This is a genomic window from Corynebacterium sp. UMB0012 (assembly GCF_030216265.1).
In the GTDB taxonomy this organism is placed as follows: Bacteria; Actinomycetota; Actinomycetes; order Mycobacteriales; family Mycobacteriaceae; genus Corynebacterium.
In genome coordinates this window covers 80,582-91,631 of the sequence record NZ_JASOKQ010000009.1, presented here as the reverse complement: position 1 = coordinate 91,631, position 11,050 = coordinate 80,582, and the positions used below count along the sequence as shown (strand labels likewise).

General features: G+C 58.1%; 11 protein-coding genes. 5 read left to right on the top strand and 6 right to left on the bottom strand.

What is annotated here, in order from left to right:
• Nucleotides 1–282: 282 nt before the first annotated feature.
• Genes QP324_RS06285 through QP324_RS06275 form a run of 3 tightly spaced genes read right to left on the bottom strand, consistent with a single transcriptional unit; the run spans nucleotide 283 to nucleotide 2,425 of the window.
• Nucleotides 283–1,254: a beta-carotene 15,15'-monooxygenase gene (locus tag QP324_RS06285; protein WP_284815114.1), complete on the bottom strand. Its 972-nt coding sequence runs from the start codon at nucleotides 1,252–1,254 to the stop codon at nucleotides 283–285.
• On the bottom strand, nucleotides 1,251–2,054 hold the full coding sequence (locus QP324_RS06280) for an AAA family ATPase (protein WP_284815113.1): 804 nt from the start codon (nucleotides 2,052–2,054) through the stop codon (nucleotides 1,251–1,253). The genes QP324_RS06285 and QP324_RS06280 overlap by 4 nt, the downstream gene beginning before the upstream one ends.
• Nucleotides 2,051–2,425 (bottom strand): GntR family transcriptional regulator, encoded by a 375-nt coding sequence (locus QP324_RS06275; RefSeq protein WP_198492220.1) that lies wholly within the window; start codon nucleotides 2,423–2,425, stop codon nucleotides 2,051–2,053. The genes QP324_RS06280 and QP324_RS06275 overlap by 4 nt, the downstream gene beginning before the upstream one ends.
• Before the next feature lie 203 nt (nucleotides 2,426–2,628).
• On the opposite strand from QP324_RS06275, the gene QP324_RS06270 reads away from it, so the two are divergent.
• On the top strand, nucleotides 2,629–3,726 hold the full coding sequence (locus QP324_RS06270) for an NYN domain-containing protein (protein ID WP_005325960.1): 1,098 nt from the start codon (nucleotides 2,629–2,631) through the stop codon (nucleotides 3,724–3,726).
• On the opposite strand, the gene QP324_RS06265 is transcribed toward QP324_RS06270, so the two are convergent.
• Both QP324_RS06265 and trxA read right to left on the bottom strand, forming a co-directional pair.
• Entirely contained in the window at nucleotides 3,723–4,460 is a 738-nt protein-coding gene (locus tag QP324_RS06265) for a PspA/IM30 family protein (RefSeq protein WP_005325958.1), read from the bottom strand. The genes QP324_RS06270 and QP324_RS06265 overlap by 4 nt on opposite strands.
• Before the next feature lie 83 nt (nucleotides 4,461–4,543).
• Nucleotides 4,544–4,912, bottom strand: a complete 369-nt coding sequence (trxA, locus tag QP324_RS06260) for a thioredoxin (RefSeq protein WP_005325956.1) — start codon at nucleotides 4,910–4,912, stop codon at nucleotides 4,544–4,546.
• Nucleotides 4,913–5,029: 117 nt separating this feature from the next.
• Here trxA and QP324_RS06255 point away from each other — a divergent pair, with 117 nt between their 5' ends.
• Genes QP324_RS06255 through QP324_RS06240 form a run of 4 tightly spaced genes read left to right on the top strand, consistent with a single transcriptional unit; the run spans nucleotide 5,030 to nucleotide 9,196 of the window.
• Complete coding sequence (locus QP324_RS06255) at nucleotides 5,030–5,230, top strand: heavy-metal-associated domain-containing protein (protein ID WP_005325954.1); 201 nt, start codon at nucleotides 5,030–5,032, stop codon at nucleotides 5,228–5,230.
• A gap of 8 nt (nucleotides 5,231–5,238) precedes the next feature.
• Nucleotides 5,239–7,392: a cation-translocating P-type ATPase gene (locus QP324_RS06250; RefSeq protein ID WP_284815110.1), complete on the top strand. Its 2,154-nt coding sequence runs from the start codon at nucleotides 5,239–5,241 to the stop codon at nucleotides 7,390–7,392.
• Nucleotides 7,393–7,401: 9 nt separating this feature from the next.
• Nucleotides 7,402–8,703: an MFS transporter gene (locus QP324_RS06245; protein WP_284815108.1), complete on the top strand. Its 1,302-nt coding sequence runs from the start codon at nucleotides 7,402–7,404 to the stop codon at nucleotides 8,701–8,703.
• Nucleotides 8,704–8,731: 28 nt separating this feature from the next.
• Nucleotides 8,732–9,196 (top strand): VanZ family protein, encoded by a 465-nt coding sequence (locus QP324_RS06240; RefSeq protein ID WP_284815117.1) that lies wholly within the window; start codon nucleotides 8,732–8,734, stop codon nucleotides 9,194–9,196.
• Nucleotide 9,197: 1 nt separating this feature from the next.
• Here QP324_RS06240 and dnaB read toward each other — a convergent pair whose 3' ends face one another.
• Nucleotides 9,198–10,628, bottom strand: coding sequence for a replicative DNA helicase (gene dnaB, locus QP324_RS06235; RefSeq protein ID WP_284815106.1), 1,431 nt, complete (start codon nucleotides 10,626–10,628; stop codon nucleotides 9,198–9,200).
• Nucleotides 10,629–11,050 lie beyond the last annotated feature (422 nt).

The following is an 11,050-nucleotide window of genomic DNA, read 5'->3' as shown; positions in this document are numbered from 1 at the left end:
CAAACCAATCAACACACAACCATGCACACAAAAAATAAAAAGTACATTGGCACACTATTGAGTTCTCAAACATCATCACCACACAACAACCACACACACTTTGGCATGTAGCTCATTGTGAGCAAAAAGAATTTTGTTTTGTCAGGGCCTGTTTTCCTATCGCCGCTTCAGCCAGGAACTTTTCTGTTCCTGTGGGGCGCTGTCGGTCGCGCTGACTCGTATTAAGTTACACAGCGACTTAAACAAACACAAATCCCCAGGCCAACCCTCCTTTTGAGCGGTTTAATTTATGCCCATCCAAGTGCTCATTCCCCCTCGGTGCGCGTTCGCTCGGCGAATGTAGGCGGGGAACGTCAATGCCCAGGCCGCATAGAAGGCCACCGCCAAGAAAAGCTGGACAACCGCGGGAACCGCCACCTGAGTACACAGAAGGGCCATCCCGGCGATGAGGACCGCATAGAAGGCGAATAGGTGCCAATTCTTCTTTCCCAGAAATTCCAGACTGGCCACTACTGGGGCGCAGGTGGCACTAGGCAGCGCGACGGCCGCAACGAGTTCACCGTCTTTCGCTAGTACTGCGCTGAAGGTTAAGGCGACGACGACAGGGATCAGTCCGAGCACTGCAGTGTGGCGGGCCCAGACGGTACGGCTACCACCAAGCACCGTGTATCCACGAAGGGATACCCGCAAGCTGTGCAAAGCCGCAGCGAGCGCTACCGCTGTCAGTGCCCAGCAGAAACTTCCTAGGAAGCCTAGGACTGGGATTTGATCCTCATACCTGTAGAGAGCAAGACCGATCGCAGGAGCCAAACACGCTGCGCCCCACGCCTTGACCTGGGGGCGATAAATTGCTTGCCCGGCCAAGGTGCGAGGGAACCATCCAAATCCGTTTGAGGGTTGGGAACCGGTCGTGGTGTACCCGACCCGTTTAGGAGTAGCCCTGCGGTACATGGCCCACGCCGCTGCGACGGCATAAATGGGCAATGCCCACCACAACTGCATGGTGAGGGCACCGATAGCTGCCGCTAGTGCGCACAGGGCAACGAGACAGCGGCGATGTTCATTCCAGATTTTCGAGCCTAGCCCCACCAGCTGATACTTCTTAAAGTCTGGTGTCAGGGAAAGTACTAGCGACAAGGAAAAGATCACCGGGAGCACGTTCCACGTTCCCTGCGCCATGACGGGCATGACGAGCAAAGCGAAAAGGAAAAAGGTCCAGCGCCACCAATCGCCTAGGTACCACAGGAGTTTCATGCTTTCTCCTCCAATGCCAGAACTGCGCGCTCCAAAGAGACCTCATTGACACGCAGGCCGTAGGCCTGAACAGTGCGGAAGATGGGGTCGGTGGAGGCGGAGCGGGCGTCGATAAGCACGCGGTTCCCCAAGCCTGTGGTTTCCCTACTGAGCACGCGGAGGTCGAGCTCTTCGACCGCTGCGTTGAGAGCCTCAGATGGACCGGTGAGCTCAAGAATTCCCTCGATGAAGTCATCAATGGGGCCTGAAATCGGACTGTCCCCCATAAGAGCGACGGTGTCGAGGAGACCCGCTACCTCATTGAGGTGATGGGTGGAGATGACGATGGTGCGGCCGTGCTCCTCGCGCAGCACCTGATAGAAAAGCTCGCGGCGCTGTGTGTCGAGGCCCAGATAAGGCTCGTCGAGAAGCATGACCTCGCAGCCAGAAGCAACGGCGAAGATGAAGCCCACCGCAGACTTTTGCCCGCGGGAAAGGGCAGAATAGGCCTTGGCCGGCACGTCGAAGCGAACCAACAACTCATTGAACCGCTCCTCATCCCAGCGCGGCCAGCGCGCCTTACCAATAACGCCCAGCTTTCCGATGCCCCAGGAATCCGGCAGCGGGTTATCAATCCCCATCAAAATGACCCGGTTAAGGACCGATTGCTTGTCAAAGGGCTTTTCCCCGAAGACCGTAATACCGCCAGATTGGATTTGCCCAGCAATCTTGCGCAGGAGCGTGGTTTTACCAATGCCATTGGGGCCTACTAAGCCGTGCGTGAGGCCATCGGCAAAAGTGAAATCTCGTGTTGTAATCATGAGTACATTCCTCGGCTTTCTGCAACGCGATCAAATAGGTCGTGGAGTTGGGCGCGGTTGTAGCCAAGGCGAACGGCTTCATCGACCAGCGGTGCCATGTATTCCGCCGCAAAGTCCGCTCTTCGCCGCTCACGGATAGTCGCCAGGGCCCCTTCCGCCACAAACATGCCGATGCCACGGCGCTTATCCAGCACCCCGATATCCACAAGGAGGTTTATCCCCTTCCGGGCAGTGGCCGGGTTGATGTTGTGAAAATCAGCAAGTTCATTAGTGGAAGGGGCCCTATCCCCCTCACCCAAGGTTCCGTCCACGATGGCGTCCTCCACCAGAGAAGCAATCTGGCGGAAGAGTGGTTGCGTGGAATTGTCCATTGCCCCTCGGTTCGTTGGTTAGTTACTTGTGTAACCAACCATATCGGCAACACCCCACCCCTGCAATACTTCCGAAGAGAAAACTTTTTTGCCGCCACTGCGCTGGGATTTTGCCCAAGGTTATCGACGTTTTGTGACTAATGGGGCACACTGGAAACCACAAAGAATTTTATTTAGAACAATTAGAACGGAACTTAGGAGCCATGCTTGAACGCACACTCGTCTTTGTCGATACCTCTTACTTGCTCGCAAGCTTTTATAACTCGTGGGAAACGGGTGCCCGCGCACAGCTAGAAATCGATCTGCCCGAGGTGGTCAGCACCATGGGCGGGATGATTGAGAACCAACTTGGGACCCCCATCCAGCGCCAATACTGGTATGACGGCATTCCCGATACCGGCCCGCACCGCTACCAGCGCGCACTGCGTACCTGCGAAGGGGTCCAGCTGCGCACCGGTCAGCTCATCGAATGGGGCGAGCGCCGCACCCAAAAAGCCGTAGATACCCGCCTCGTAGCGGACATGGTCATCGCCGCCATGAAGGGACAATTCACCGACTTTGTCCTCGTCAGCGGCGATGCCGACATGATTCCCGGCGCACAAGCAGCCGTAGATAACGGCATCCGCGTACACCTCTATGGATTCGGCTGGGACTCCATGTCCTCCGCACTGCGCCATGCCTGCGATTCCACCACCATCTTGGACCCTCGCGAGGACTTCGCAGACGCTATGGAATTGCAGGTCCTAGAAGGCCCGCTTCCTCCAGTGGTGCGCGAAAATGCACATAAAGAGGGCGAGGAAATGCCCGAACCGGATGAATGCGGCGAGCCCTCAGAGGTGGAGGCAGCCTTCGGCGCCACAGAAAAGCCCACCCCGGCCCCGACGCCCAAGCCGGCTCCGCCCAAGGCGGATGCGGCAGAGGATTCCCCCGCCGAGGAGGACTCCCCCGCGGAGAAGCCGGCGCCCAAGCCATCCATGATGGCACCGCGCCGCAAACTGCGCTCTAAGTATGTGCCGCTGCCGGAAGAAGTATGGAGCTCAGCTGGGTTCCAATCCCCATTCGATGTGGGCCAGCAATACGCCTCGTGGTGGTTCGATAACGCTGCTAGCACCGAGCAGCGAGATCAGGCACATCTACTTTCAGGCGGCGGGCTTCCCCCAGAGATCGACCGCCCGCTGTTGCAGTTTGCCTGCGAAACCCTGCACGAATACACCCTGACCGAAACCCAGCGCGTGAACCTGCGCGATGGATTCCACTCAGGGATTCGTGGGGTTCTGATTAATGTTCGCCGGCAGAATTAATCGCCGGATTCGAGCTCTTTCTTCTTTTTAAGATCCGCCCGGATGGCATCAAGGCGCGCAGTCGCCTTCATGTCATTGCCGGCGGCTTGGATCTCATTAATGCGATCGCCGCCGGTGGCGTGCTGCAATTCCTGTGCACCAAGGGCATCGGCGTAGCGCTTTTCAATCTTGGCACGCACAGAATCAAGAGTAGGTACAGAATCGTCCGGGTTGAGCTGATTCATGGAATCAATAGCCTGGGCGTTCTTTTCTTGCATAGCCGCCTGGTCCGCCTGAGCCTCCAGCTGGCTAACTTGCGCTAGTTGTTCCTTCAAGCGCGCCTCAGACTGCTGCTGCTGGCTCTTGGCCTGCGCGGCAGCCTGCTCTGCGGCGGCGTACTGCTGCTTAACGTCTTCCAGCTCCTGCTCCACCGCTACCAGCTGGGAGGCAACCACTTCCGCAGCCTGGTTATACTCGGAGGCCTTTTGCGGGTCCTCCGCAGAATCCGCCAGCTCCAATGCACGCTGGGTTTGAGACTGGTAGTCCTGCTGGGACTTAACCAGGCGGTTCATCTGCATCTCCAGCTGGGACTTATGGCCGATGATTTCTGCAGCGTGATCAGAAATCTGCTGGTGCTGCTCCTTGGCGGCCTGGACGGCCTGCTGGATCTGCACCTTCGGATCAGCGTTTTCATCGATCTTCTGATCGAAGGAACTCATCATGTACTTCCAGCCCTTGCTGAAGGGGTTAGCCATTATCTTCTCCTTTGGACATAAAAAGACGCTTTCTAGCGAGTTTAGCGATACTCACCAGAAAGCGCCCAGGAAGCTAGCGGGGATTAACCCTGCGCGTTCTGCTCTTCTACCTGGCGGCGAACCTCCGCCATATCGAGCTCCTTGACCTGCTTCAGCAGGTCTTCCAATGCTGCAGGTGGCAGCGCGCCAGCCTCGCGGAACACCAAAATGCCATCGCGGAAGATCATCAGCGTAGGAATGGACTGAATCTCCAGCGCGGATGCGAGGCCCTGGTTAGCCTCGGTATCGAGCTTGGCAAAGGTAGCATCCGTGTGCTCTTCGGAGGCCTTTTCAAAAACCGGCGCAAAGCGCTTGCAGGGGCCGCACCAATCGGCCCAAGCGTCTACGAGCGTAATGCCCTCGCCGGTAACGGTTTCTTCAAAGTTTTCTTCGGTGACATCGATAGTAGCCATGGTTGTTCTAACTCCTTTGCGGATTGCTTTATTCCCCAACGTACATGAAAAATCCTTGTAATATACCCCTAGGGGGTATAGAATGAGCCCAGAAACCAACTCTAAGAAAGGATCATTATGAGCACCAAGAACTACACCGTAGAGGGCATGACCTGCGGACATTGCGAAATGTCGGTAAAAGAAGAGGTCGGCGAAATTTCTGGCGTTAGCGAGGTCACTGCGGACCATACCACCGGCGCCGTCACGGTTACTGGCACCGATTTCACCGATGAACAGGTAGCGGCCGCCGTGGCTGAGGCCGGCTACACGCTGAAGTAGGAACCACCATGTCCCACTTGGACCTTGGCGTAACAGGAATGACGTGCACCTCCTGCTCCTCCCGCGTCGAGCGCAAGCTCAACAAGCTCGAGGGAGTAAGCGCCAGCGTCAATTTCGCTACCGAGGCGGCGGCCATCGAGTATGACTCCCAGTCGGTAAGTCCACAGGAGCTCATTTCGGTGGTAGAGAGCGCAGGATACGGCGCCTTCGATATGGCGGGGGCGAAGGCGGAGGAGCCCCAAGCCGAGAAGAGCAGTGACGGAGGGCTACTGCGCCGCACCATCATCTCTGGTGCCCTATCGCTACCGCTCATGGTGGTATCGATGTGGCCGGCACTGCAATTTCCCAATTGGCAGTGGGCCTGCGCCATCGTGGCCACCATCGTTTTTATCTTTGGTGGCGCGCCTTTCCACACCGCTACGTGGACAAACCTCAAGCACGGTTCTTTCACCATGGACACGCTTATCACCATGGGAACCTCCGCGGCCTATTTTTGGTCGCTATGGGCGCTATTTTTCGGCAACGCGGGCGAACCGGGCATGAAAATGCACATGACGCTGGACGCGAACGCGGCGCAGATGGACCACATCTATTTCGAGTCCGTGGGCATGGTCATTACCTTCCTCCTACTCGGCCGGTGGTTCGAGGCACGGGCCAAAGGCCAGTCCTCTGAGGCTCTGCGGGAGCTGCTCTCCCTAGGAGCTAAGGAAGCCTCGGTGCTGCGCGAGGGAGGCGAGCAGCGCATTCCCATTGCCCAGTTGCAAGTAGGCGATGTCTTCGTAGTACGCCCGGGCGAAAAGATCGCCACCGATGGCATCGTTGTTGCCGGTAACTCGGCGGTCGACGCCTCCATGATTACCGGCGAGCCCGTGCCCGTTGAGGTCGGCTCCGGCGATGCGGTGACCGGCGCGACCATTAATACCTCTGGCAAGCTTGAGGTTCGAGCGACCAAGGTGGGCGAGGATACGGTACTGGCCCAAATGGCCCAGTTGGTCACGGATGCACAAACGTCCAAGGCACCAGTTCAGCGCCTCGTGGACCGCATTGCGCAAGTCTTCGTCCCCGCGGTCATTGCCGTAGCAGTGCTGACACTCCTTGCCCATCTCTTCTTCGGCGGGGTGGCCCCGGCCTTTATCGCCGCGGTCTCCGTCCTCATTGTGGCCTGCCCTTGCGCTATGGGCTTGGCGACGCCCACCGCGATCCTCGTCGGCACCGGCCGCGGCGCGCAGCTCGGGCTTGTCATTAAGGGCCCTGAGATCCTGGAATCTACGCGGCAAATCGATACCATCGTCATGGACAAGACCGGCACGGTCACGGCCGGAGAGATGTCCGTCACCGCCGTACACGGCGACGTCCTCGACTTGGCCGCGGCCGTGGAACACAACTCCGAACACCCCATCGCTCGCGCCATCGCAAGAGAGCGCAGCGTTCAGCCGGCTACCGACTTCGCAGTGGTTCCGGGTGGCGTGGAAGGAACTGTGGAGGGGGTCCGGGTGGGCGTCGGCAAGCGCCAAGGCCCGTTAGGTGACTTGGACGCCCCCTTCCGCGCCGCGCAGGACGCTGGTGCCACGCCGGTGGTCGTCACCGTCAACGGACAGCCCGCAGGCGTCATTGAGGTGCGCGATACCATCAAGCCCAGCTCGGCCGCCGCCGTAGCTCAGATGAAAGAGCTGGGGCTTACCCCTTACCTGCTGACCGGTGATAATGCCGGGGCCGCTCAAGCCGTGGCTGCCGAGGTGGGAATCGACCACGTCAGCGCCGAGGTCCTACCAGAGGACAAGGTGAACCACATTAAGGAGTTGCAGGCCGCTGGGCATACCGTGGCGATGGTGGGCGATGGCATTAATGACGCCGCCGCACTGGCCCAAGCCGACCTTGGCCTCGCCATGGGCGCGGGTACCGACGTTGCCATTGAAGCCTCCGATATCACCCTGATGAACGGCGATCTACGCTGCGCCGCTGATGCCATTCGGCTCTCGCGCCGCACGCTAGCAATCATTAAGGGCAACCTCTTCTGGGCCTTCGCCTATAACGTCGTACTCATTCCCGTGGCCGCGCTGGGCTGGCTCAACCCCCTGCTGGCCGGCCTGGCCATGGCACTGAGCTCGGTTTTTGTAGTTACCAACTCACTACGCCTGAAAGGTTTTTCTGTTCAGCGATAGTATTATCGCATGCTCAGCCGCACCGAACGTCTCGATCGCCTTCCCGTCACCTCTAAGCACAAGCGCCTACTCCTAGGTTCTGGCCTTGGATGGGCGCTTGATGCCATGGATGTAGGGCTAATCTCCTTCATCATGGCCGCCCTTGCCGTTCACTGGGATCTAGGTCCTAGCCAGACCTCTTGGTTAGCCTCGGCGGGCTTCCTTGGTATGGCGCTCGGTGCAACCTTTGGCGGATTGCTGGCAGATAAATTCGGCCGCCGCAATGTCTTTTCTCTCACCTTGCTTATCTACGGTTTGGCAACAGGGGCTTCCGCGCTAGCTGGGAGACTTACGGTTCTCATCTTCTTCCGATTCATAGTCGGGCTGGGCCTCGGAGCCGAGCTACCAGTTGCCTCCACGCTCATATCCGAATTTGCTCCTCGGCGGGTCCGCGGAAGGATGGTAGTCATTCTCGAGGCCTTCTGGGCATTGGGATGGATCCTTGCGGCTATCATCGGCACTTTCGTAGTGAGCACGGGCGAATCCGGGTGGCGCTGGGCCCTGGCCCTTGGCATGCTGCCAGCCGCGTATTCAATCTATGTGCGCCGCGGTCTACCAGAATCTGTGCGCTTTCTTGAATCCAAGGGCCGCCATGATGAGGCTGAAGCTATCGTTGCCAGTTTCGAAGCCGCGGCAGAAGATCGGCCGCTGGACGACGCCCTCCCAGACCCCACACCTTCCCCCGCAGCGTCTATTTGGAGTCCGCAGCTAAGAAGGCGGACCGCAGCATTGTGGACCATTTGGTTCTGTGTAAACCTCTCCTACTATGGCGCCTTTATCTGGATTCCCTCTCTGCTAGTAGCCGACGGTTTCTCCCTAGTGAAGTCGTTTAGTTTCACCCTCATCATCACCCTTGCCCAGCTGCCTGGCTACGCGGTGGCAGCTTGGCTCATCGAACTCTGGGGCAGGCGGGTAACCCTCGCGGTATTCCTGCTCGGTTCGGCAGCAGCGGCCGGCCTATATGGAGCAGCAGCTACGGAAGCATTGATCATCCTGGCTGGTTGTCTGCTCTCCTTCTTCAACCTCGGCGCCTGGGGAGCCCTCTATGCCATCGGTCCGGAGCTGTATCCCACTTCACTGCGAGGGCGTGGTACGGGAGCGGCAGCAGGTTTCGGTAGGCTAGCATCCATTGCGGCGCCACTTATTGTCCCGCCACTGCTTGCTGCGGGTGGGACGGCCTGGTTATTTGTTGTATTCGCCGCAGCGTTTGCCATTGCGGCTGCCGCCGCCTTCAGTCTGCCCGAGCAGAAAGGAATAGCTCTTGCTCAGTAGGCTCTCCCTCGCCGCGTGGACGGCCGTTATGGTCGCATTGACCACGCTCAAGCCTTTCTACCAGATCGGCTATTTGTGGAAGCCGGAAAATCAGCGTGCGCGAGAACTGCGCTGGGTGCCACTGGATGAATTCTCCGGCGGCAGCTGGTTTGGTCCGCTATTTGAGTACGTGGGAAACACAGCCTTCTTTATCCCATTTGGAATGCTGGTATTTAGTCTGTGCCGTTCCATTAAGACTACTGCGGCGTGGGGATTTGGCCTCAGCCTAGTGCTGGAGCTGTGCCAATATGCGTTTGCGCTTGGGCGAACGGATATTGACGACCTCATATTTAACACCATTGGCGCATTCATCGGTGCTGTATTGGCACGCCTGTGCGGCGAACGCCTTTTCCCTGTGTGGCGCTGGTTAGCCCTTGCCGCAGCGGCGGTTTTCTTGGTGTTGGTCATCCTTGGCCCACGATTGGGAGATCCCAACGCGGTGGTAGACCTGTAATTTATCCGTGCGCCATATTGACGAACTTGGAGTAGTGCAGCTGGTGCGCCACCTGCACGGTATCGATCGGGCCACCACGGTGCTTGGCTAGGATAATATCCGCCTCGCCAGCGCGCTCATTATCGCGGTCCTGGGAGTCGGGGCGGTAGAGCAGCATGACCATATCGGCGTCCTGCTCCAGCGAACCGGACTCACGGAGGTCCGCAAGCTGCGGCTTTTTATCCGTACGCGCCTCAGGTCCACGGTTCAGCTGCGAGATCGCGATAAGAGGAACCTCCAGCTCCTTGGCCAAGAGCTTCAGCTGACGGGAGAACTCGGAGACCTCTTGCTGGCGGGACTCGACCTTTTTACCCGAAGACATCAGCTGCAGGTAGTCCAAGACAATGAGATCCAAACCGTGCTGCTGCTTGAGGCGGCGGGCTTTGGACCGAATTTCCATCATCGTGAGGTTCGGTGAGTCATCAATGAAGAGTGGGGCGTCTTGCACTCGGTTGAGGGTCTCATCGATCTTTGCCCAGTCCTCGGTGGAAACTCGGCCACCACGCATATCGGCCAGCTTGACCTCTGACTCCGCCGAGAGCAGGCGCATGACAATCTCAGAAGCTGACATCTCGAGGGAGAAAATCACAGAAGACTTACCGTGCTGCAAAGAGCAGGAACGCATAAAGTCCATGGCTAGCGTCGATTTACCCACACCAGGGCGAGCAGCAACGATGACCATCTGGCCCGCGTGAAGGCCATTAGTTAACTTATCGAGGTCGATGAAGCCAGTAGGCACACCTAGCTCCACGCCGCCGGCTTGTTGCAGGGCAGCGAGCTCATCAATGGTGGGGTCAATAAGGTCCCCCAGGACTCGGTAATCTTCTGCCGTCTTGCGCTGGGCGACGGCGAAAACTTCCTGCTGCGCACGGTCCAGCACGGACTCGATTTCTGCATCTTCAGTGCCGGAAAATCCGAGCTGTACTACGCGAGTACCGGCATCAACAAGCTTGCGCAGCACTGCCTTTTCCGCGACGATTTCGGCGTAGTAGCGTGCGTTCGCAGCCGTGGGCACCGTGGCGAGCAGCGTGTGGAGATAGGGGGCGCCGCCAACGCGTTCGAGGTTATTAAAGCGGTCGAGCTGGGAGGCCAAAATGACGGCGTCGACGTCCTTGCCCTCAGAATATAGATCCAGCATGGCGCGGTAAATCAAGGTGTGCGCCGGATAGTAGAAATCCTCCGGCTCCAGCTCCTCAATGACTTCCATCACCGTATGGGGACTGAGCAACATGGCACCCAGAACACCCTGCTCCGCTTCACGGTCCGCAGGGGGTTGGCGGAATTCGCCATAGCGATTTGGCTCTTCCTGCTGATAGCGACGGCGCGGAGCCGGTTCCTCCTCCGGCGGCGGCTCCGGCGGCAGGTGTTCATCATCAAAACTGGCGTTGGTCATGTCTTCCCCCTTGTAGCTATTCGAGCAACCGAGCGTATCGGAATCTCAGTGTAGTCTAGTGCCCGGACACCACCCCCTGGGCATAACTTCCACAGTTATCCACAGGGCGCTGTGAAAATTGCAGGTCGCGGGAGTCTTTGCCCATATTTGCCCTGCATAGGCCTGTGGATAACTACAAAAGCGCATGACCTGCATAAACCAAACTCCCAGCTCAGAGCATGTTTTTATCGGTGTGAAAATAGGCACACCCTTCGTGGATAAGCGGCCTGACCTGCGGGTTAATAAAGAGGCCTCCGCGTAAACATAGAGTTAAATCGCCAAAGAGTTATCCACAGAATTCCACAGTTATCCACAGGCCGGTTAAAACGCGCTAAAGGCCCCAAGTTCCTGCCACCTCACATAGCAGGAACTTGAGGCCTAAA